Here is a 22,414-nt window from a genome sequence, read left to right as displayed (position 1 = left end):
GTTGGGTGGAAGGGCGGACGGCGATGCGCGCGATAAGGCAGGACGAGTGGGGCGGCGCCGAGACGATGACCTTGGTCGAGACCCGGCCGCCGGAGCCGGCCTTCGGTGAGGTCCGGGTCCGGACGGTCGCGGCCGGGGTAAATCCGGTGGACGTCTACACGCGTCAGGGCCTCGCCTACAACCGGGTGCTGGACCTGCCGTTCATCAACGGCTGGGACGTCGCCGGTGTGGTGGACAAGACCGGATACGGCGTGACCCGCTTCCGGACGGGTGACGCGGTCTTCGGCATGCCGTGGTTCCCGCGGGCCGCCGGCGGCTACGCCGAGTACGTCACCGCCCCCGCCCGGCACCTGGCGCCGATGCCCCCGGGAGTGAGCTTCGAGGAGGCGGCCGCGCTGCCACTGGCGGGGCTGACGGCCTGGCAGATGCTCACCGAGGTCGCCCGGGTCGGCCCGGGGCAGCGGGTGCTGATCTCGGGTGCGGCAGGCGGGGTCGGGCATCTCGCCGTTCAGATCGCCAAGTCCCTGGGCGCCCACGTGATCGGGACGGCGAGCGCGGCCAAGCATTCCTTCCTGCGCGAACTGGGCGCCGATGAGACGGTGGACTACACCACCACCAAGGTAGCCGCGGCCGTCCGGGACGTGGACGCGGTCGTCCAGATGTTCGGCGGCGACCACGGGCTGGAAGCGCTGGAATGCCTGCGTCCCGGCGGAATCCTGGTCAGCGGCCAGGGCGCCTGGACCCCGGGGCTGGCCGAGCGCGCCGCCGAACTGGGCGTGCGCGCGGCGGCCTACCTGGTCGATCCGGACGGAGCCGGGCTGGAGGCCCTCGCGCGGCTGGTCCGCGACGGGCGCCTCAGGGTGCACCTGGAGCGCACGTTCCCGCTGGATGCGGCCGCGGCCGCGCACGCCCTCATCGAGACCGGGCGCACCACCGGCAAGGTCGTCCTGAAGATCGCCGATCCGGCCTGACGCCACCCTCGGCCGAGCGGCCGGCCCCCCGCCGGTCGCCACATCACTACGGAGACGAGAGACATGCAGGAGAACACAACCCACCCGGTGGATCCCGCGGACGTCGTCCGCGCCTACGCGGAGGCCAAGAGCCGCGCCGACGTCCCCGCGTCGCTCGCGTACTGCCGGCCCGACGTGGTGTTCGAGACGGTCGCGTTCCAGGCCGTCGCGCGCGGCACCGAGGAGGCCCGCAGGCAGTTCACCGCGTTCCTGGGCGCCTTCCCCGACTACCGCGTCGAGCTCGAATACCTGCACCAGGCCGGCGGCCGGGTGGCCGGAGCCGGGACCATCGGCGCGACCATGAAGGGGCCGCTGGCCGGGATCGAGCCCACCGGCCGCTCCTACACCCTCCCCTTCGCCTGCCACTGGACCGTCCGGGACGGCCTGATCGCGCACGAGCGGTTCTTCTTCGACTTCCACCAGATGTGCCGGCAGCTCGGGCTGTCCACCGAGCGGGCGGGCGCGCGTTTCGAGGAGTGGCGGCGGCGCGCCGCCGCGCACGAGAGCGAAGGGGCGGCGTTCTGATGACGACGTACGTTCTGGTCCACGGCGCCTGGCATGGCGGCTGGTGCTGGCGGGACGTGGCCGCGGAACTGCGCGCGGCCGGGCACCGCGTGCACGTCCCGACCCTGACCGGACTCGGTGAGCGCGTCCACCTCTACAGCCCCGACATCGGGCTGCGCACCCACGTCGACGACATCGTGAACCTGCTCAGGTACGAGGACCTCCATGACGTCGTCCTCGTCGGGCACAGCTACTCCGGCTTCGTCGTCCGCGAGGCGGCGGACCGGGAGCCCGGCCGGATCGGCCGTCTCGTCCTGGTCGACGGCTGGGCGGGACGGGACGGCGAGTCCCTGCACGACCGTGCCCCGCGGTTCTTCCTCGACTGGATGGACTCGGTCACCGCCGGCGGCACGATCCCCGCCCCGCCCGCCGCGATGGCCGGGGTCACCGTCCCGGAGCAGGCGGCCTGGCTGGAGCCGCTGCTGACGCCCCACCCCCGGCGCACGTTCTCCGTCCCCACTCGGCTGACCGGGGCCGTCGACTCCGTCCCGTGCCGCGCCGTGCTGTGCACGCCCGGCGGCCCCATGCCGTTCCCCAAGATCGCCGCCGAGTTCGGATGGGAGACCACCGTCCTGGACGTGGGACACGACGCCATGGTCACCGCCCCGGCGGAACTGGCACGCGACCTGCTGGCGGACGCGTGAGCCCCGGTGCCCGCGTCCAGGCCGGCCTGCTGCTCCCCACCCGCGAGGCCGCCATCACGGGCGACCTGGACGAACGCGCTCTCGTCCGGCTGGCCCAGCGCGCCGAACGGCTCGGGTTCGACTCGGTGTGGGCGGGCGACTCCCTCGTCGCCCGCCCGCGCGCGGAACCCCTGGCGCTGCTGGCCGCCGTCGCCGCCGCGACCGAACGGATCACGGTCGGCACGGCCGCGCTGACCGCGCCGCTGCGGCACCCGCTGACCGCGGCGCACGCGATCGCCACGATCGACCGGCTCAGCGAGGGCCGGCTGATCCTTGGTCTGGGAGCCGGGTTCCCCTACCCGGCGACCGCGGCGGAGTTCGGCCTGGCCGGGGTTCCGTTCGCCGAACGCGCGGGACGGCTGATGGAGACCGTCCGGCTCTGGCGGTCGCTGTGGAGCCGGGAACCGCCCGGCTCGTTCACCGGCCGGTACTGGCACTTCTCCGGCCTGGACGGCCTGCCGCGTCCGGCCCGCATCGGAGGGCCCGCCCTCTGGCTGGCCGGAGGAGGGCCGTCCGCCCCGCGCCGGGTCGCGGCCGGCTTCGACGGCTGGTTGCCCTATCCGCCCACTTCGCGCGAATACCGCGAAGGCATCGACGCGATCCACGCGGCCACCGCCGCCGGGCCCCGCCGGGACACCGCACCGACCGGGGGCCTCTATGTCACCGTCCTGCCGTGCACCGGCGCGGAACCGGCCCGGCAGGCGCTGGACACCTACACCCGCGCCTACTACGGCGCGCCGATCGAGGCGATGCGACGGTCACAGGCGTTCATCGCGGGAACGCCCGAACACTGCCTCGCCCGCCTCCGCGAGTACGTCGACGCGGGAGCCACGCACATCATCCTGCGCATCGGCGCGCTGGACCCCGCCCCTTACCTCGAACCGATCGCCGGCCTCGCCGCGGCCCTGACGAAGGAACCGGCGGCATGACGGACCCCGCCCCGGCCCAGATCATCGACGGCCTGATCGCCGAATACGGCGCCCTCGCCGATCTGATCGCCACTCTCCCGTCCCACGGGTGGGACACCGGCACCCGGTGCGCGGGGTGGCGGGTCCGCGACGTGGCCGGGCACGTACTCGGAGGCGCCACCGACGTCCGGGACCGGCGCGCCGGACACCGCACCCCCGACCAGCAGGCGGCGGCGCACCGCGACCTCCGTCCACGGGAGGCCGCCCGAACGTTGCGCGAAGCCGCGCAGGGCGTACGGGCCCTCTTGGAGCGCCTGGACGAACGGACCTGGTCACAGCCCGGCCCGGTGCCCGGCCGTACCGTCGGCGACAGCGTCCTCAGCCTCTGGCACGACACGTACGTGCACGCCGACGACATCCGCGCCGCCCTCGGCATGCCGCCGGCGCGAGGCCCCGGCCTGGAGGCGTCGGTACGCTGGCTGGCCCTTCTCCTCGACCGGCGCGGCTGGGGCCCCGCCCGCCTGCTCCTGGACGGTCTGGGCACCTTCCACATCGGCGAAGGCGGCCCTGATCTGCGGGGTGACCCGCACGATTTCGTTCTGGTGGCCACCGGCCGCGCCGACCCGGCCGCGTTCGCCGCTCCCCCGGCCGTGAACGTCTACGCCCCACGGTGAGCCTTGGACATACCCATGCTCTAGCCCGTCACCACCAGGCCGATTGGAATCGAACCGGGCCGCTCCGCGACGGGCCGTCCGAGGCTATCGCCGCGCGCGGTGGCGGATGCCCAGCTTCTCCCACAGCTTTGGACGGCCTGCACCAGGCGGGTAATGCGGCATGGAATGCAGCCTGTTGCCCATCCAGTCGCCGTGCGGGGTGATGACGGCGAAGCGGGCGCCGGCGGGGTCGGTCATGAACGCCATGCGTCCCTTTGCCACCTGCTCCTCGTCGGTCGGGCCGAAACGGATGCTGGCGCCCAGCGCCTCGGCCCGGCTGACCGTTGCGTCACAGTCCTCGACCCATATCCAGGGAAACCAGTGGGGCGGGTAGCCCGCCGGAAACGACTCGTCCATCTCGATCACGCTTGCGACCACGTTCCCGTCGACCTCCCAGGCGGTGACGGGGCGGTCGCGGAAACGGCGCTCCACGGTCTGCCAGCCGAACACCTGCTCGTAGAAGGCGCGTGCTTGCTCGGGCCGGCGGCAGGCGAACTCCACCCAGCAGACGGCGGAAGGCTCATCGATGACCGCGGCGCCGTGCAGCCGCCGGGGCTGCACGACGGCGAAATCGGCCCCCTCGCGGTCGCCGAACATCGCGACCTGTTCGAGGTCCGCGACATCGATGGTGTCGGACAGCACCTGACCGCCCGCGTCCACCACCGCCTGCGCGGTCGCCCGCAGGTCGCCGGCGCGAAAGTAGCAGAGCCAGGACGGATACTGCGCGCTGTCGGCGAGCGGTTGCATCCCGAGGACCTCTGGGCCCAGATCGCCGAGGGTGAACATGGACAGGTCGGTCAGGCCCGGGATCGTCACATCGTAGACGCCCCATCCGAACAGTTCGCAGTAGAACCTCTTGGACCCGTCCACGTCGGGGCTGACCAGCTCGATCCATGCTGGCCATCCCGGCTGATAGTCATCAATGCCCGGCATGCCGCCATCGCCTCCTACGCTAATTTTATGCGTACGAGTGGCGCATATCTCAACAAAGTCCGAACAATAAGAACTTAAAACGCCCACAAATGACTATCCGAATAGCCATTGCGGCAAAATGAAATGACTCCATGAATGGTGGGGGGACGGACGGGTATGCCTTCTGGGGCGAGATATGCCAACCGGGGCGTCTTCTCGATGAGGACACCGACTCCACTGGTCGAATCCCCCACCAGGTGAAAGGGCCGGTGTCGGGCACCGGCACCGGCTCCTCTCCGGCGCGGTCGTCTCAGCCGCTCACACCGTTGCTCTGCTGCCCGGCCTGCCGGAGGATCTCCTCCGCGTCGTCGAGCGGAGGGTGGATGACGTCCAGGATCGTGTCCTTCAGCTTCTTCGCCTCCACGCCGTCGAGTTGCACCTGCCGGTCCCACCCCGTGGTGAAGACGGCACCTGCGGAGCCGAGGTCCAGGCAGGTCACGTACGGATCGGGTGTGAAGTCCACCAGGGGCACGCCGAGCAGGTCGGCGGCGGCGTTGTGGCCCGCGGCCTTGCCCATGGGGGTGGCGAACTGGCAGCTCTGGACGACCTGGTGCCAGGGGTCGGCATGGGCGGCGGCGACATCGCCGGCGGCGAACACGTCGCCCTGGACGCGCAGCCGGCCGTCGACCCGCAGGCGGCCCAGATGGTCCCGCTCCGCGGGGATCTGTGCGGTCAGCAGGCTGGCCCGCATGCCTCCCGTCCATACGACGACGTCCGCCATGAGGTGGGTACCGTCGACGAGGCGCGCTCCCTTCTCGTCCACTTCCGTGAGGGTGGTGCCGAGCCGGACCTCGACGCCCAGCGCCGTGAGGGCCGCCTCGATCACGGAACGGGGTCCGGGCCCCAGATCCGGGCCGACCACGTCCGCCCGCTCGATCAGCACCACCGTTCCACGCTCGGCCAGTTCGGTGGCGATCTCAAGGCCGGTGAACCCGGAGCCCACGACGACGGCCCGGAATCCCTCCATGCCGTCGAGCCGGCCGGACAGGCGGGCCGCACCCTCGACGGTGTCGATGTCGAAGAGCAGCTCGGAGCCGGGGATGGCCGGACGGTTCAGGCGGCTGCCCGCGGCCATCACCAGCCGGTCGTAGCCGAGTTCCCGGCCGTCCGTGACGACGCGGTGGGCGTCGGTGTCGATCTCGGTCACCGCGGCGCGCAGATGCGAGACCCCGATCGGCTCCAGGAAGCGCTTCAGCGGGACGCGTGACCAGTCGGGCAGCAGTCTGTGCAGGCGCGGTCGCAGCACGATGTCCTCGTTGGGGGCCACCAGGGTGATGTTCAGGTCGGCGCCACCGCGGACCCGGGCGGCCGCGGCGGCGCTCCACGCCCCCGCGAAACCACCGCCGATAATGACGATGCCGGACATGAGGTCTCCTTCTCTCCGTGTTCAGGGTGCATGCGTGACGTTCCGGCCCGGCGGAGCAGCGCCTCGGGAGCCGGCCGCGTGTGCGGGTCTGGGGCGGTGCTACCGCAGCGCCTGTTTGTGGATCTTTCCTGTTGCGGTACGGGGCAGATCTTCGACGAAGTGGACGCTCCTGGGGAGCTTGTAGCGTGCCAGCCGCCCGGTCAGGAAGGAGATCAGTCCTTCCTGGTCGAGAACGGCGCCGGGCCGGGGCCGAACGAAGGCGCGGCCGACCTCGCCCCACCGGTCGTCGGGTACTCCGATGACCGCGCACTCCTCCACGTCCGGGTGCTCCAGGAGTTGCGCCTCGACCTCGGCCGGGTAGACGTTCTCTCCGCCGGAGATGTACATGTCCTTGACGCGGTCGACGACGTAGAAGTACCCGTCCCCGTCCACCCGCCCCACGTCGCCGGTCCGCAGCCACCCGTCGTCGGAGAGCACCGCGGCGGTGGAGTCGGGGCGGCCCCAGTACCCCGACATGACGGTCGGCCCCTGGACGAGGATCTCGCCCGTCTCGCCCTCCTTCGCCGCACCGGGATCCGAGAGGCGCACGTCACTGAAGAAGTGCGGTACGCCGGCGGATCCGGCCTTCACCGTGCTCATCTCGGCGCTGAGGATGAGGGCGCCCGGTGCCGCCTCGGTCAGCCCGAATCCCTGGAGGATCTCCAGCCCGCGTTCCTGGTACGTACGGATCAGCGGGAGCGGTACGGACGCTCCACCGGCCAGCAGGGAGCGCAGGGACGAGAGGTCGGCGGTCGCCCACCGGGGTGACCGCGCCAGGTCGGCGAACATCGTGGGCACTCCGAACATCCACGTCACGCCGTGCCGTTCGATGAGGTCGAAGCACGCGTCGGGGCTCCAGCCGGTCATGAGCACGGCGACGCCGCCCTTGAGCAGGGTCGGCAGCAAGGTCATGTTGAGTGCCGCGACATGGAACAGCGGCGCGCTGACCAGGGTCACCTCGTCACCGGTCAGGTCCAGTTCGACCAGGGTGTTCAGGCAGTTCCAGATGACGTTGCCATGGGTCAGTGTCGCCCCCTTGGGACTGCCCGTGGTGCCCGAGGTGTAGAGGATGAGCGCGGCGTCGTCGTGGCCGACGGGCTCGTCGATCGGGTCGGCGGGGGCGGCTCGAAGGAGCTCCTCATAGTCGTACGCGCCGCCCGTGCCGCCGTCCACGGCCAGGAGGGACGGCGCGGCCGTCAGGTGTTCCACCACGCCGGCGCTCTCGGAGCTGTAGATCAGCATCGAAGCCCCGCAGTCGTGGAGCTGGTGGTCCACCTCCGCGGCCGTCAGCCTCGTGTTGAGCGGGACGAAGACGGCACCGAGCGTGTGGGCCGCGAACAGGCTCTCCACCAGGGAAGGCCGGTTGGGGCCGAGATAGGCGATCCGGTCGCCGCGGCCGAGCCCGAGTTCCCGCAGCGCATGGGCGAGCGCGGTCACCCGGGTGAAGAGGTCGGCGTAGGTGAGGGTGCCGCGCTCGCTGATGAGGGCGGGCCGGTGCGGGCGGCTGCGCGCCCGCCGGGCCGGCCATGATCCAAGGCCCTGGTTTCGCATCAGGAATCCTCTCTGCCTGGTGGACCGCCGTCGCCGGTCTCGGTGAAGGCCAGCCGCTGGAGCAGATCCAGCAGGAGATCGCGTTCTTCCGGCGCCAGCCGCTTCAGGAACCGCTCTCGCGCCGCCGCGACCTCCTTCTTCGCCGTGTCGCGCATCTCTCGCCCCTGCGGCGTCGGCGCGACCAGGCGCGCACGCCGGTCACTGGGATGAGGCAGGCGCTCGACCAGGCCGGCGGCCTCCAGGGTGTCGACGAGCGCGACCACCGGGCTGGGGTCGAGCCCCAGGTACGCGGCGATCTCCCGCTGCGAGGCCCCGTCGCGGTCGCACACGTACGAGAGGGCGGAGAAGTGCCGGACTCGCAGGTCGAGATCGGCCAGGTGGGCGTTCGTGATCCGCACCATGAGCCCGCTGGTGCGGGCCAGCAGGAAGCCGACATCGTCGGCCAGCTCCACCTCTCGCGGTTCCGTCACCGGCATCCACCTGCCATCTCTAAACGATGATGAAAGCAATAATTGAAGGTATCATCTATATTCGGTCAACGTCCAGCCCACCGATCGCACGGGCCGCCTTCCCGCCGGGCGCCCTTCGCCCCCGGCAGCGGCCCGCGGTCGCCCGACCCGGTCCGTCAGCACAGAGAGTCAAGGAGCTCCGCACGATGGGGCATTACAGAAGCAACATCCGTGACATCGAGTTCAACCTGTTCGAGATGCTCGGCGCCGACAGGCTCGCCGGCCCAGGCGGTCCCTACCCGGACATGGACCGTGACACCGTCCGTGACGTGCTGGACGAGGTCGGCAGGCTCGCCCGGGGCCCGCTCGCGGACTCGTTCGCCGAAGCGGACCGCCGGCCGCCGGAGTTCGACCCGGCGACCGGCTCGGTGACGCTGCCGGCCTCTTTCAAGAAGAGCTACGCCGCCCTTCGGAACGCCGAATGGTGGCGCCTGGAGGCGCCGGTGGAGCTCGGCGGGATGCCGGCTCCGCGCACGCTGGTGTGGGCGGTGTCCGAACTGATCCTGGGCGCCAACCCGGCCGCGTACCTGTACGGCACCGGCGTGCCCTTCGCAGGCGTCGTGCACCGTCACGGCACCGAGTCCCAGCGCGAGATCGCCCGGCACATCATCGAACGAGGCTGGGGCGCCACCATGGTGCTCACCGAGCCCGAGGCGGGCTCGGACGTCGGCGCCGCTCGCGCGCGGGCGCTACGGCAGCCGGACGGCACCTGGCACATCGAGGGCGTCAAGCGGTTCATCACCTCCGCCGAGCACGACCTGAGCGAGAACATCGTCCATCTCGTGCTCGCGCGGCCGGAGGGGGCGGCGCCGGGCACCAAGGGCCTGTCCCTGTTCATCGTGCCCAAGTTCCTGTTCGATCTGGAGACCGGGGAGATCGGCCGCCGCAACGGCGTGCGCGCCACCAACCTCGAGCGCAAGATGGGGCTCAAGGCGTCCACGACGTGCGAACTGCGCTTCGGCGAGGACGAGCCCGCGCTCGGCTACCTGCTCGGTGACGTCCACGACGGCATCGCCCAGATGTTCGACGTCATCGAGCACACCCGGATGCTGGTCGGCGTGAAGGCCATGGCGACGCTGTCGACGGGCCACCTGAACGCCGTGGAGTTCGCGAGAACGCGGATCCAGTCGCCCGACATCACCCGCAGGGGCGATCGGACCGCGCCGCCCGTCCCGATCATCCGCCATCCCGACCTGCGCGCCGGCCTGATGCTCACCAAGGCGTACGCGGAGGGCCTTCGCGCCCTGGTCCTCTACACGGCCGCGCGCCAGGACGAGATCGTCGCGGGCGAACGCGAGGGCGCCGACGTCGGGGTGGCGAACGCGGTCAACGAACTGCTGCTGCCCATCGTCAAGGGCGTCGCCTCCGAACGCGCCTGCGAGCGGCTCGCTCACGCCCTGCAGACCTTCGGCGGCTCGGGCTACCTGCAGGATTACCCCCTGGAGCAGTACCTGCGGGACGCCAAGATCGACACCCTGTACGAGGGGACCACCGCGATCCAGGGGCAGGACCTCTTCTTCCGGAAGATCGTCAGGAACGAGCGGGCCGCGCTCGGCGCCCTGACGGCCGAGATGACCGCCTACCTGGACTCGCTCGGCGACGACCGGCTGGGGCGCGAGTCCGCCGCCGTACGCGAAGCACTGGACCACGTCAACGGCATGGTGGACGCGATGGTCGAACAGGTGCGCGCCGCCGAGCGCGACCCGCGCGCCATGTACAGGGTCGGCCAGAACACCACCAGGCTGCTGATGGCCGCCGGTGACCTGCTGATCGGGTACCTGCTCCTGAGGCAGGCCGCCATCGCCCTGGCCAGGCTGGACGAGGGCGATCCTCCGGGCACCGATCGAGCCTTCTACGCGGGCAAGCGGGCCGTCGCCGAGTTCTTCGCCAGGACCGTGCTGCCCGAACTCGCCGTCCGCCGCGCGGTCGTCGAGTCCACCGACGACGCCCTCATGGACGTCGCGGAGGACTCCTTCTGAGCAGGACTCCTCGACCTCGGTCGCGGTGGGCGGCGGAGCGGCCCTGGGCGTGCTCGCCGAGGCGGTGACACGACGAGGCTCCCGGCAGGTGCGGATCCGGTCCGGATGACCGCCCCTGCCGGGAGCCTTGTTATCTCGCCGTCCAGGCTCCGCCCGGGTGACGTGTCACCCGTGGCCGGCTCCTCTCCGGGACCGGCCGATGCCCGCCAGGCCCACCGCCACCAGCAGCGCGGCCCCGTTGAAGACCTGGCTGACCCAGGCAGGAGCACCGACCAGCGTCAGGCCGCTCACGCTGACCGCCACGAAGAGCACCCCGATGACCGTCCCGAGGACCGAGGGACGGCCCAGCTCGATCACGATGGTGCTGAGGAAGACCGCGGTGAGCGCTGGGAAGAGCAGGCTCATGCCGTTGTCGGAGGTGGCCGCGCCCTGCCGCGCCAGCAGCAGCACTCCTGCCGCGGCCGCCACCAGGCCGGACAGCACGAACGACAGGAACTGGACGCGCGTGACGTCGACGCCGACGAGCCGGGCCGCGTTCGCGTTGGAACCGACCGCGAAGAGGTGGCGGCCGAGCGGGGTCTGACCGATGACGAACCACACGACGACGGCCATCCCCGCCGCCGCCACCACGATCCGCGGAACGCCGAACCAGGTCAGCGAGCCGAGGTCGGTCAGCCCTCCCGAGATGCCCTCGGTGATCTGCATGCCGTCGGTGTAGGCGAAGATCGCGCCGCCCAGCAGCGTCGCCATGCCCAGGGTCGCGATGAAAGGGTTCATCGCGAAACGGGCCACCAGCAGCCCCAGCACGGCGCCGACGAGCACGCCGGCCGCCAGCGCCAGCACGACGGCCGCCGGCGCGGGCAGGCCGAAGCGCGACATCCCGGCGGCCGCGACGACGCACGCGGTCGCGCTGACCGCGCCGACGGAGAAGTCCAGGTAGCCGGCGGCCATGGGGAACAGCAGCGCCAGGGCGACCGACAGGCCCACGGCCTGGTTGGCCAGCAGTGCCTGGACGTTCGCCGAGCTCCGGAAGGCCTCGCCGGACTCCGGCAGGCTCGCGAACACCATCGTCATGAGGACGAGCATGAACACCAGGCCGTAGCGTTCGACCGCGGCGACGACGGCCCGGGGTCGCCGGACGCCGGGCTTCGGTTCCTTCTCCGCGTTGCTCTCCGGGGTCGTCACGCGTGAAGCCGAGGCCGTGTCGGTGTCGACCTGGGCATTGACGTTGACCATCTTCAAGGTCCCTTCAACTGGTCTGGGTGGCGGCGGCGATGGCCGCCTCCGTCGAGCGGGCGCCGCTCAGCTCGTCCACGTTGGCGCCGTCGCGCAGGACGACGACCCGGTCGCAGAGCCCTTCGAGCTCCTCGAAGTCCGACGACACGACCAGCGCGGCGTTGCCACCGGTGACGTGCTCGCGGACGAGCGCATGGATCTCCGTGCGCGCCATCGCGTCGACTCCCTGCGTGGGCTCGTCGAGCAGCAGCAGCCGCGGATCGAGCCGGAACCACCGCGCGAGCACGGCCTTCTGCTGGTTGCCCCCCGATAGCGCGCCGAAGGCGACGTCGGGGCTCGCGGCCCGGACCGCGAAGGGCTCCATCAGGTCCGCCGCGTCCCGCCGCTCGGCACCGCGTGCCATCCGCCAGCCCGACCAGTAGTCGCCGATGACGGTCGCGGAGATGTTCTCCCAGAGCGGGCGGTCCGCGAACGCCGCGTCCCGTGCCCGGTCCTCGGGCACCAGGGCGATGCCCGCGCGGATCGCGGCGGCCACGGTCTGGTTCCGGACCACCGTGCCGCAGATCTCGATCCGCCCGGCGTGTGCCCGCGACCCGCCGAAGAGCGCCTGGAGGAGGCTGGAGCGACCAGATCCGAGCAGGCCGGCCACGCCCACGATCTCACCCTGCCCGACCTCCAGATCGACCCCTCGCAGGGGCCCACCGGCGAGGTCCGTGACGCGCAGGACAGGCGGTCCGGCCGGCCTGCTCCGGGACGCGGCGGCCCGCGAGCGGGCATGCCGTCCGGCACGCTCGCGGGCCGCCTCCCCGGTCATCAACGCGACCACCCGGGCCTCGTCCAGTTCCGCGGGCGGGGCGGTCGCCACCACCGCGCCATCGCGCAGCACGCTGATGCGATCGGCGATGCTGAGCACCTCGGGCAGGCGGTGGCTGACATAGATGATCGTCTGCCCTTGGGCCCGGCAGCGTCGCAGCGCCTCCAGCAAGAGCGAGACCTCATGGTGGGGCAGGCTCGCCGTGGGCTCGTCCAGCACCAGCGTCACGTGGTCGCCTTCATCGACGTCGCGCAGTGCCCTGGCGATGGCGACGAGGGTGCGGTCGCTCGGACGCAGGTCGCGCACCAGGGTCCGCGGGTCGAGATCCACCTGGGCTCTCCGCAGCCGCTCCCGGGTCCGGCGGTGCAGCCGCTTCCACGAGATCGCCGGGCCCGCCCATCGCGGGTAACCCTCGTCCAGCGCGAAGTTCTCGCTGATCGTCAGGTCCGGGATCAGCCCGAGATCCTGGTGGACGAACCGCAGACCGGCCGAACGGGCCACCGCCGCCGAGTAGGCCCCGGTGGCGTACCGGCTACCGTGGATCGCGATCGTCCCTCCCTGGTCCGCGGCGTACACCCCGGCCAGGATCTTCAGCGTGGTCGACTTCCCCGACCCGTTACCGCCGAGCAGGGCGTGGACCGAGCCCTGTTCCACCCGCAGGCTCATGGCGTCGAGCACCCGGACGCCGTCGAAGGACTTGCTGACGCCGGTCAGCTCGACCGCGGCGATGGGAGCGGATCGTTCGGCGGACGTGGTGGACATCATGGAAACCTCCGCACCGCTCTAGCGGTTCCAGGCCCTCTTGTAGAGGGCGGCGTAGTCGACGGGGCCGGTGTACTCGGCCCCCGGCGCGGGCAGGTTGCGGTCCTTGTCGACGATCTGCAGACCGACCCCCGCGGCGGCGGGCGGGCGGCCGTCGAAGGCCCGGTTGAGCGCGTCGACCGTGGCATAGGCCCGGTAGCCCGCCGAGGAGCCGTAGCAGATCTGCTGGCCCTTGCCGCTGCGGATGTAGTTCGCGTTGTCGATCTGGCACTCGCCGCCGACCACCAGGAGGCCCGGCCGGTTCGCCGCCACCAGGGCCTGCTGGACGCCCGCCACGAAGAAGTGGTCGATGTCCACCGTGACCACGTCCACCTGCGGATGCTTCAGCAGCGCGGTCTCGAACTTCTGGCGGATGGTGGGAACGTCGGCCGGCGAGATCTTCACCGATTCGACGATCTCGCAGCCGCCGCACGCGGCGATCCGGTCGGTGAAGCCCTTGGCCTGGTACTCGCCCATGGCGACGTCCTCGAACGCCACGTGCAGGATCTTCGCGTCGCCCTTGGTCTTCGCGATGACGGTGTCGGCGCGCAGCCGCCCCATCCGGGTGTAGAAATCGGCGAGCGTCGGCGTGGTCGCCGAGAACCGCGGCGGCGCGTCGAACAGCGGCTTACTGCCGCCCTGGGACGGGTCGTCGCAGTCGAAGCCGCTGAACGAGGCGATCTTGACGCCCGCGCGTCTCGCCTCGACGAGCGCCTGCCGCACCGGGGCGCAGTCGACCGCCAGCAGCACGATGCCGTCGGCCCGGGCCGCGGTCGCCTGGCGGACGCAGCCGGCCCACCCGCCGTTCTCGTTGTTGCGCCCGTCGCACACCCGGGCCTTCCAGCCGAGCGCGCCCGCGGCGGCCGACACCTCCTTGCCCTGGTACACCAGTGCGTGGACCTGCTGCCACGCGGAGATGACCCAGATGTTCTCGCCCGGAGCGGCCTCGGGGCCGCCCGCCGGGGGTGGCGTGTAGTCGCCTTGGGCGTACGCGCGGGTCACCGCGTCGGTCGACTCCTTGACGACCTGGGCGGAGGTGACCGTGCCCGCCGAGCCCTGCGAGCCACTGGAGCCGCATGCGGCGAGCGCGATGGAGAGCGGGAAGATGAGCAGCGCGCCCACGATGGGGGCACGTCTGCGGCTGTGGTGACGCATGTCGCGCGTTCCTAACTGGAATGGGTCGGGTTCAGCAGTAGTCGGCCGGGACGGCGTGGGGCCAGTTCGTCTCGGCCTCCAGCGCCGCGGCCAGCCGCAGCAGGGTCGCCTCGTCGAACGGCGCGCCGATGAGCTGCACGCCGACGGGCAGCCCGGTCGGCGCGATGTGCACCGGCAGGCTGATGGCGGGCTGGCCTGTGATGTTGCACAGGAGCGTGAAGGAGACCATGAGCAGCGCGCTGGGTTGTGCGACCTTCGCGTCGCGGTTCGCGTCCGCCCGGACCGCGCCGAGTTCGGGCGGCTGGCAGGCCATGGTGGGAGTGAGCAGCACGTCGAAATCGCGCCTCCACTGAGCGACGATCCGGCGGGACTCCGTCTGCAGCAGGGACGCCGCCCGGACGTACTCTCCGGCGCTGACCTGCTTCATCCGGTCCCACCGGTAGCGGTTGTAGGGCTCGGCGAGGTCCGGGCGATCGAAGGGGTGCACGTACAGGGAGCCGGGGATCACCACGTCGACGTACGCCTGCGCTGCCTCGGCGCTGAGCAGTTCCGGAGCGACCGGATGAACGTCGTGACCCATCTCTTCCAGAAGGGCCGCCGTGCCCTGCGCGGCGTTGACGCACTCCGGATCGACGGGAAGGCCGGTGGGGGCGTCGACCATCAGGCCGATGCGGAGCCGTCCGGGATCGCTTCCGGGCTCCTCGGCGAAGGGACGCCGCGGCGGCGGCGCCTGGAACCAGCCGTGCGGGTCCGGGCGGGAGATGACGTCGAGCATCGCGGCGGAGTCCTGCACGTAGCGGGTGATCACTCCCTCCGTGCTGCAGTACTCCCACCAGGACTGGACGAGCTGGGGAACGCGGGCACGGCTCGGTTTGAGGCCCACGAGGCCGCACGCCGACGCGGGCATCCGGAGCGAGCCGCCGCCGTCGTTGCCGTGTGCCAGCGGGGCCAGGCCCGCGGCCACCGCCGCCGCGGCGCCCCCGCTCGAGCCCCCCGGCGAGTGACGGGGGTCCCACGGGTTGACCGTCGGGCCGTACCGCGAGTTGTCGGTGTCGGGCAGCGTGCCCATCTCCGGCGAGTTGGTCCTGCCCATGAGGAGGCAGCCCGCTCCCAGGAACCGGTCGACGACCGGTTCGTTCCCTTGGCGGGGCGTGTCCGGGACCCCCAGAGAGCCCATGGTGTTGGGCTGGCCCGCCACGGAGGTGAGATCTTTGATCGGTAGTGGCACCCCGTGGAAAGGGCCGAGGTCCTCCTCCGCCATCACGGCTCTGGTGGCGGCCTTGGCCGCCTCTCTGACCTGGTCCGGGTTCTGCCAGACGAAGGCGTTGAGCTCGCCGTTGTAGTGGTCGATGCGCCCGAGGTAGAGGTCGACGACCTCGACGGGGCTCACCTGGCGCGAACGGATCGCGTCGGCGATCGACACCGCGGAGCTGAAAGGTTCCATGATCCCTCCTTCAGAGGTCATGTCCGCTCTCCCGTTGGGAGAAGTCGCTGCGGAGCCAGAGCCGGTCGCGCGGCGAGGAATCGGCGGTGGTGGCGAGGTCGTGACTCCGGTCGGAAGCCGGTCCGGCCATATGGAGCCTCGGATGTGAAGCAGGACACATAAGGGCACCATAAGAGCATGGTTCCAGATAGAGGTACGGTATTCTGCTATGGAGAACAAACCTCCTTACCCGCTCCAGTCCGTGGACAACGCCCTCCACCTGTTGCAGCTGCTGCGCGACCAGGGCGGACTGCGAGTGACCGAGGCTGCGGCGGAACTGGGAACCGCCCGTTCCACGGCACACCGGCTCCTGGCCATGCTGGTGTACCGAGGCTTCGCCGTCCGGGACGTCAACCACACGTATCTGCCAGGTCCGGCGCTGTCGGCTTCGAGCCTGGTCGGCGGGCCCCGCCTGCAACGGCTGCGCCGCGCTCTGCTTCCGCACATGGAAGCCCTGTGCGACCGCGTCGACGAGTCGGTCAACCTCATGGTCCGGGTCGGCACGCAAACGCGCTTCCTCGCCACCGTGGAGTCCCATCAGGCCCTGCACGTCGGCGACCGGCAGGGCGCGATCCTGCCCGCGCACCTGTCGTCCGGTGGCCGCGCCCTCCTGGCCGAACTCGACGACGCGCAGCTGGCCGAGCTGTACCTGACCGAGCAAGCGTCAGACGACGCTGCGCATCGGCCTCCGGGTGCATCCACCGCGGCCGGGGACACCACGCTTTCGCCGGCCGAGTTCCAGCGGCTCCTGGAAGGGCTCCGCGCAGTGCGCAAAGCCGGCTACGCGCTGAATCTCGAGACCACCGAGGCCGGGATCTGCGCCATCGGCAGGTGCGCGGTCGACAGGACCGGCCAGGTCGTCGGCGCCCTGTCCATTTCCGCTCCCGCGCCACGCTTCCCCCCGGACCGGATCCCGCACCTGGCGGCAGAGCTCGACAACACGGTCAAACGCGCCAGTCACGACCTCGACTCGCACACCATGTAGGTCACCAGGGCTGCCGGCGACCGGCACCGCGGGGAGCTCCCCCGGCCGCGGGGGCATTCATGAGCGTTCCTGTCCTGTACTCCTGGCCCTCCAAAGTTGAACCATGGTACAAGTAGTACGTTGGTTCAACTAGTGAGGAGCGAGGTGTGACGCGTATGGGACTACAGGCGCGCGCTGGGTGGCGGGAGTGGACCGGCCTTGCGCTGCTGGCGCTGCCGACCATGCTGCTGGGACTCGACGTGACGGCGCTTTACCTCGTCGTTCCGAGCCTGACCGCGGACCTGAGGCCGACCGCGACGGAGACGCTGTGGATCATGGATGCCTACGGCTTCTTCATCGCGGGCTTCCTGATCACGATGGGGACGCTGGGCGACCGGATCGGACGGCGCCGGTTGCTGATGATCGGGATGGCGGCGTTCGGCGCGGCCTCGGTCTTCGCGGCGTTCGCGACCAGTTCCCTGTGGCTGATCGTGGCGCGGGCACTGCTCGGAGTGGCCGGCGCGACGCTCATGCCGTCGACGCTGTCGCTGATCAGCAACATGTTCACCGACGCTCGGCAACGGGCATCGGCGATCGGCGTGTGGGCGACGATGTTCGCCCTCGGGATGGCGGCGGGCCCGGTCGTGGGCGGGGCGCTGGTCGCCGGCTTCTGGTGGGGCGCGGCCTTCCTCATCGCCGTGCCGGTTGCCGTGCTGGTGCTGGCCGGTGCGCCGGCGCTGCTGCCGGAGTACCGGACTCCCGCAGGGCGTCCGGACCTGCTGAGCGTCGGGTTGTCGCTCGCGGCGATGCTCCCGATCATTTACGCGATCAAGCATGGGGCCGTCCACGGCATCGACGTCCAGGCATCGGCCGCCGTCCTCGTCGGCGGTGGCAGCGCGGTCGCGTTCGTCCGCCGTCAGCTGCGCCTGAGCGAGCCGCTACTGGACATGAAGCTCTTCACCGGCCGGGCCTTCTCCGCGGCCCTGTCCGTCCTGCTGATCGGCCTGGTCGGCTTCGGCGGGGTGATGTTCCTGGTCACCCAGTACCTGCAGCTCGTCGAGGGCCTCTCGCCGACGGCGGCCGGGCTGTGGATGGGGCCGCCCGCACTGGCCATGCTCATCGGCGCCCTCGGTGCCCCGCTCGTGGCCGGTCGCGTGTCGCCCGGCACCGTCATGTCGGTGACTTTGGCGCTGTCGCTGTCCGGATACGCCCTGCTCGCCCTCACCGGGACCGACGGCAAGGCGAGCATGATCGCCGGATTCGCGATCGTCTACCTCGGACTGGGGGTCATCGCCGCGCTCGGTACCGACATCGTCGTGGGCTCGGCGCCATCGGAGAAGTCCGGATCGGCGGCCGCGCTCTCCGAAACCGTGCAAGAACTCGGCATCGCGGTGGGGGTCGCCCTCCTGGGAACCCTCACCACCGCGATCTATCGAAGCAGGATCGAGATCCCGTCCGGCCTGTCCCCCTCCGCGGCCGACACCTACGGCGACAGTCTCTCCGGAGCCTCGTCCCTCGCGAGCACGTTGCCGCCCTGGGCACTCGACCACGCACGGACCGCGTTCACCGGCGGACTCAACACCGCCGCCGTGGTAGCGGGCATCGCCATAGGGGCTGCTTCGCTGGTCTGCTTCGCGACACTGCGACACCTCCGGCCCCTCGGCGACGCCGAGCGCGAGGCGGAGCCGATAGCCTCACGGGCAGGAGCGGCGACGACGGGTGAGCAGGATGACGGCGGCTGAACACGACACTGTCGACGGGCGCAGGCTACGCGGTCAACGCCGCCGCGCCCAGATCATCGAGGCGACGCTCGCGATCGTCCACCGCGACGGCGCCACCGGTGTCACCCACCGCACCGTCGCCAAGGAGGCGGGGATCACCACCAGCCTGACCCTCTACTACTTCGCGACTCTGGACGACCTGTTGGTCGCGGCCCTGACCAGCGTCACGGACGAGTACACCCACCGCATCCGCCGGCTCATCGAGTCCGAGGACGACCCACTCGACGGCCTCGCCCGGCTCATCGCCGAATCCGCAGGCCCGGGGCGGGAGCGCGCACTCGCCGAACGGGAGCTGTCGACCCTGGCGGCCCGCCGGCCCGCCCTGCGGCCGGTCGCGCGACGCTGGCGCGACAGCGTCGCGCAACTTGCCCGGACACAGACCGACGACCCCGACGCGATCGAAGCCTTCGTCGCCCTGTCCGACGGCCTGTGCGCGGCCATCCTCCTCAACGACGACGAGGCCGACCCGGACCACATCCGCGCCGTCCTCAGCAGAGCACTGCAGCGGCCTCGCCAATAGCCGCCGCCGGCCGCGCCCGGGGGCGCCGTCAGTGACCTGACCCCTGGGCCTGCGGATCGAGGGTCGGACCAGAGGCCGGGCCGACAAGTGGATCGGTGGTGCGGCCATGCTGGAGTTGGGCGTCCAGGGTCTTCTCGCCGAGCGCGGCGAGCAGCGCCGTCGTGATGCGGTCGATGTCGGTGCGCGCGGCACGCGGCAGTGGGGCGCCCGCCGCTTCCCGGGCGGCGGCGGCCGCACCCAGCAGCCGCGCGGCCCGGTGGTGTTCGCCCGCCGCCGTGTGGGCGGCGGCGAGCCCTTCCAACGCGAGCGCCGTGGCCCGCGGATCGCCGGTGCGGCGCGTCATGGCCAGGCCGTCCAGGTGCAGTTCGCGGGCGGTTTCGGCGTCGCCGCGCTGCTCGGCGACGAAGCCGAGTTCGGACAGGGTGAGCGCGACGCCAGGGGCGAACCCGACCTGCCGCTGCCAGTCGAGCGCGTCGCGCAAGAGTTCCTCGGCGAGGTCCAGCCGTCCTTGCCGCCGCGCTCCCATGGCCAGGCCGAGCTCGGCGAACACCTCTCCGGGCCGGTTGCTCTGCTCGGTGGCCATCCGCATGGCCTTCTCGTGGAGCCGTTCTGCCCGGGCGAGGTCGCCGGTCATCATCGCGACCCTGCCGAGCCCGGACAGCAGGTACGAGACCTGCGTCCAGATTCCGAGGTCCTCGGCCATTTCCAGCCCCTCACGGAGCAGCCGGGCGGCGTGCCGGTAGTCGCCCCGGATCTCGGCGAGCCTGCCGAGCAGGTCGGCGGCCCGCAACCGCCCCCAGCGGTCCCCGAGCGCGTCGAACAGCGCCGCGCCCTGCTCGGTGTGGCGGGTGCACGCGGCCAGGTCTCCGCGGATCAGGGCGTAATGGGCCAGCGTGGTCAGCGCGGCGCCCGTACCCCAGCGGTCCCCGGCGTCTCGGAAGGCGGCGAGGGCCCGCTGCGCCAGCCGTTCGCCGGTGGACAGGTCCGCGCCGCCGAGCAGGGTCTCGGCGAGGAACCATTCCGCCTGCGCCCGGCCGCGCGGGTCGTCCAGGCGCTCGTAGGGGGCCAGCGCCGCGCGGACCTGCCGCGTCCGGTCGATGCCGTGCCGGCCGAGCATCTCCAGGCCCGCCCGCCAGGCCGTGGCCGCGGCCCTCGCGGAGGGCGGTGCCGGGCCGTCGTGCGTGAGTGACAGATCCAGCAGACGGCGCCCCTCGCCGAGCCGACCCCGCAGGAACCAGTACCAGGCCATCGTGTTGACCAGGCGCAGCGCGACATCCGGGCGGTCGTGCCGCACGCTGCTCTCGATGGCGGCACGCAGGTTGGCGTGCTCCTGATCGAGGCGTTGCAGCCATTGCCGCTGGTCGGGGCCGCGGAGTCGCTCCGCCGCCCGTTCGGCGAACTCCGCGTAGTACCCGTCACGCCGGGTTCGGGCGTGCTCGGACTCGCTGGCCTCCCGCAGGCGCTCGGCGCAGTACGCCGCGATGGACTCCAGCAGCCGGTAGCGGTGGCCGCGCGCGTCCCCCGTGACGAGGACCATGGAACGATCGACAAGGCGCGACAGCAGATCCGCGACGTCCTCGACCGTCACCCCGTCGCCGGCGCAGACCGCCTCGGCGGCTTCCAGCGAGCAGCCGTCGACATGCACCGACAACCGCCGCAGGACGGCGCGCTCGGGCTCGGTCAGCAGGTCCCAGCTCCAGTCGATCATCGCGCGGAGCGTCCGCTGCCGCTGCGGGACGTCCCGCCGTCCGGCCGACAGCAGCCGGAACCGGTCGTGCAACCGGGCCGCCAGTTCGTCCGCACCGAGCGCGCGGACCCGGGTGGCCGCCAGTTCCAACGCCAGCGGGATGCCGTCGAGGCGACGGCAGATCGCCGCGACGGCGCGGGCGTTGTCGTGGTTGAGGGTGAAGCCGGGCGCGGCCGCGGCGGCGCGCGCGACGAACAGCCGTACGGCACTGAAATGTTCCAGAGTCGCCGGGCCGGTCTCCGCCGCCGCGTAAGGCGGCTCCAGCGGCGGCACCGTCCAGACCGCTTCGCCGCCCACGCCGAGCGGCTCCCTGCTGGTCGCCAGGACCCGCACCTGCGGCGCCGTCGCCAGCAGCCGGTGCGTCAGCTCGGCCGCCGCCTCGATCAGGTGCTCGCAGTTGTCGAGCACCAGCAGCAGCCGCCTGCCTCGCAGCGCCCGGGCGACCCGGTCGGCCGCCGGAACGGCTCCTCCGCGTGGGTCCGGGACGGCGTCGTCGCGGACGCCGAGCGTGGCGGCGACCGCGTCCGTCAGCCCCTCCGGCCGGTCGTGACCGCCGAGTTCGATCAGCCACACGCCGTCGGGGAACGCGTGGAGGACCCGGCCGGCGATCTCCAGGGCGAGCCGGGTCTTACCCACCCCTCCCGTCCCGGTGAGCGTGACGAGACGGTAAGCCTCCAGCAGCGCCCGCACTTCGGAGATCGCCTCCTCGCGGCCGATCAGCTCGGTGGGCGGCGCGGGCAGGTTGGTCCGGGGACGGCCGGGGGCCAGCGCCGGATCCTGGGTGAGGATCGCCTGCTGGAGGGTCGCGAGCTCAGGGCTCGGATCCAGACCCAGTTCCTCGCGCAGGCGGTCGCGCAGCTCGCCGAAGCTGTCCAGGGCCTCGTTCTGCCTTCCGGCCCGGTACAGGGCGCGCATGTGCGCGGCGCGCAGCCGCTCCCGGAGGGGATGGCGGGCCACCAGGTCGCGCAGCTCGCCCACCAGAGCGGTGTGCTCGCCAAGGTCGAGCCGGGCCTCGACGAGATCCTCCACGGCCGTCAGCCGCTGCTCCTCGAGGCGCGTGATCGTGGCCCGCGCGAACGGCTCGTCGGAGAACTGGTCATAGGCGGAACCCCGCCACAACGCCAGCGCGTCGGTGAGCAGCGCGGCCCTGGCGCGGGCATCGGCCGTCTCCCGCGCCCGCTCCAGGAGCGCGGCGAACCGGCCTGCGTCCACCTTCTCGGAATCGACCCGCAGCAGATATCCCGGCGCCTGGAACACCACCAGGTCCCTGCCGCCCGGCTCGGCGTCCTCCAGGGCCCGGCGCAACTGGGACACCTTGACCTGCAGGGCTCCCGCCGGATCGGCGGGAGGCGCCGGCCCCCAGAGATCGTCGATCAGCCGGTCCGCCGACACCGGCCGCCCGTCCTGGACGAGCAGGTCGGCCAGCAGGGTCCGGACCTTCAGCCCGCGGATCGTGACAGGGGCGCCGTCGGCCGTCCAGACCGTCAGCGGCCCGAGCACCCCGAAGCGCATGCCCCCACGATAACGCGTTGATCACCGCCTACGGCCGCGGGCGGAGGGCGGTAAGCGGACGGGAAGCGGGCGGTAAGCGCGCGGCCGCATCGTCGAGACGGCGACGA

Annotated in this window: 18 protein-coding genes; 9 read left to right on the top strand and 9 right to left on the bottom strand. The window is 71.7% G+C overall.

Annotated features, from left to right (window positions below):
• The first annotated feature begins 23 nt into the window (after positions 1-23).
• The 5 genes from ACA361_RS24395 (at position 24) to ACA361_RS24375 (ending at position 3,839) form a co-directional block, all read left to right on the top strand.
• Positions 24-971, top strand: coding sequence for an NADP-dependent oxidoreductase (locus tag ACA361_RS24395; protein ID WP_375015376.1), 948 nt, complete (start codon positions 24-26; stop codon positions 969-971).
• A 63-nt stretch (positions 972-1,034) separates the two neighbouring features.
• Positions 1,035-1,535: an ester cyclase gene (locus ACA361_RS24390; RefSeq protein ID WP_375015374.1), complete on the top strand. Its 501-nt coding sequence runs from the start codon at positions 1,035-1,037 to the stop codon at positions 1,533-1,535.
• Complete coding sequence (locus ACA361_RS24385; protein ID WP_375015372.1) at positions 1,535-2,218, top strand: alpha/beta fold hydrolase; 684 nt, start codon at positions 1,535-1,537, stop codon at positions 2,216-2,218. The genes ACA361_RS24390 and ACA361_RS24385 overlap by 1 nt, the downstream gene beginning before the upstream one ends.
• Entirely contained in the window at positions 2,215-3,186 is a 972-nt protein-coding gene (locus ACA361_RS24380) for an LLM class flavin-dependent oxidoreductase (RefSeq protein ID WP_375015370.1), read from the top strand. Before ACA361_RS24385 ends, ACA361_RS24380 begins: the two co-directional genes overlap by 4 nt.
• On the top strand, positions 3,183-3,839 hold the full coding sequence (locus ACA361_RS24375; RefSeq protein ID WP_375015368.1) for a maleylpyruvate isomerase family mycothiol-dependent enzyme: 657 nt from the start codon (positions 3,183-3,185) through the stop codon (positions 3,837-3,839). The genes ACA361_RS24380 and ACA361_RS24375 overlap by 4 nt, the downstream gene beginning before the upstream one ends.
• An 84-nt stretch (positions 3,840-3,923) precedes the next feature.
• Here ACA361_RS24375 and ACA361_RS24370 read toward each other — a convergent pair whose 3' ends face one another.
• From ACA361_RS24370 to ACA361_RS24355, 4 genes are all read right to left on the bottom strand, one after another.
• On the bottom strand, positions 3,924-4,811 hold the full coding sequence (locus ACA361_RS24370; protein WP_375015366.1) for a VOC family protein: 888 nt from the start codon (positions 4,809-4,811) through the stop codon (positions 3,924-3,926).
• 289 nt (positions 4,812-5,100) lie between these two features.
• Positions 5,101-6,216, bottom strand: coding sequence for an NAD(P)/FAD-dependent oxidoreductase (locus tag ACA361_RS24365; protein ID WP_375015364.1), 1,116 nt, complete (start codon positions 6,214-6,216; stop codon positions 5,101-5,103).
• 99 nt (positions 6,217-6,315) lie between these two features.
• The gene (locus ACA361_RS24360; protein ID WP_375015362.1) at positions 6,316-7,806 is read right to left on the bottom strand and encodes a long-chain fatty acid--CoA ligase; all 1,491 of its coding nucleotides are present in this window, start codon (positions 7,804-7,806) and stop codon (positions 6,316-6,318) included.
• Entirely contained in the window at positions 7,806-8,276 is a 471-nt protein-coding gene (locus ACA361_RS24355) for a MarR family winged helix-turn-helix transcriptional regulator (protein WP_375015360.1), read from the bottom strand. Before ACA361_RS24355 ends, ACA361_RS24360 begins: the two co-directional genes overlap by 1 nt.
• A 185-nt stretch (positions 8,277-8,461) precedes the next feature.
• Here ACA361_RS24355 and ACA361_RS24350 point away from each other — a divergent pair, with 185 nt between their 5' ends.
• A complete protein-coding gene (locus tag ACA361_RS24350) occupies positions 8,462-10,294 on the top strand; it encodes an acyl-CoA dehydrogenase (RefSeq protein ID WP_375015358.1) in 1,833 nt (610 codons plus the stop codon).
• Positions 10,295-10,459: 165 nt separating this feature from the next.
• Here the strand turns inward: ACA361_RS24350 and ACA361_RS24345 are convergent, their stop codons facing one another.
• Genes ACA361_RS24345 through ACA361_RS24330 form a run of 4 tightly spaced genes read right to left on the bottom strand, consistent with a single transcriptional unit; the run spans position 10,460 to position 15,744 of the window.
• Complete coding sequence (locus ACA361_RS24345; protein WP_375015355.1) at positions 10,460-11,530, bottom strand: ABC transporter permease; 1,071 nt, start codon at positions 11,528-11,530, stop codon at positions 10,460-10,462.
• Between the two features lie 13 nt (positions 11,531-11,543).
• On the bottom strand, positions 11,544-13,109 hold the full coding sequence (locus tag ACA361_RS24340) for a sugar ABC transporter ATP-binding protein (protein ID WP_375015353.1): 1,566 nt from the start codon (positions 13,107-13,109) through the stop codon (positions 11,544-11,546).
• 18 nt (positions 13,110-13,127) lie between these two features.
• Positions 13,128-14,300, bottom strand: coding sequence for a substrate-binding domain-containing protein (locus ACA361_RS24335; protein WP_375015352.1), 1,173 nt, complete (start codon positions 14,298-14,300; stop codon positions 13,128-13,130).
• Between the two features lie 31 nt (positions 14,301-14,331).
• Positions 14,332-15,744, bottom strand: a complete 1,413-nt coding sequence (locus tag ACA361_RS24330) for an amidase (protein WP_375015350.1) — start codon at positions 15,742-15,744, stop codon at positions 14,332-14,334.
• 208 nt (positions 15,745-15,952) lie between these two features.
• Here ACA361_RS24330 and ACA361_RS24325 point away from each other — a divergent pair, with 208 nt between their 5' ends.
• The 3 genes from ACA361_RS24325 (at position 15,953) to ACA361_RS24315 (ending at position 19,048) form a co-directional block, all read left to right on the top strand.
• Positions 15,953-16,768 carry an IclR family transcriptional regulator gene (locus tag ACA361_RS24325; RefSeq protein WP_375015348.1) on the top strand — a complete coding sequence of 272 codons (816 nt, stop codon included), beginning with the start codon at positions 15,953-15,955 and terminating at the stop codon, positions 16,766-16,768.
• Positions 16,769-16,923: 155 nt separating this feature from the next.
• On the top strand, positions 16,924-18,489 hold the full coding sequence (locus tag ACA361_RS24320) for an MFS transporter (RefSeq protein ID WP_375015346.1): 1,566 nt from the start codon (positions 16,924-16,926) through the stop codon (positions 18,487-18,489).
• Positions 18,476-19,048 (top strand): TetR/AcrR family transcriptional regulator, encoded by a 573-nt coding sequence (locus ACA361_RS24315; RefSeq protein ID WP_375015344.1) that lies wholly within the window; start codon positions 18,476-18,478, stop codon positions 19,046-19,048. The genes ACA361_RS24320 and ACA361_RS24315 overlap by 14 nt, the downstream gene beginning before the upstream one ends.
• Before the next feature lie 28 nt (positions 19,049-19,076).
• On the opposite strand, the gene ACA361_RS24310 is transcribed toward ACA361_RS24315, so the two are convergent.
• The gene (locus ACA361_RS24310) at positions 19,077-22,307 is read right to left on the bottom strand and encodes a BTAD domain-containing putative transcriptional regulator (RefSeq protein WP_375015342.1); all 3,231 of its coding nucleotides are present in this window, start codon (positions 22,305-22,307) and stop codon (positions 19,077-19,079) included.
• Between the last annotated feature and the right edge of the window lie 107 nt (positions 22,308-22,414).

The sequence above is a fragment of the Actinomadura sp. 21ATH genome (assembly GCF_041951345.1).
Taxonomy (GTDB): domain Bacteria; phylum Actinomycetota; class Actinomycetes; order Streptosporangiales; family Streptosporangiaceae; genus Spirillospora.
Note: the sequence above shows the minus strand (reverse complement) of the source record. Positions and strands in the feature narration are given on the sequence as shown.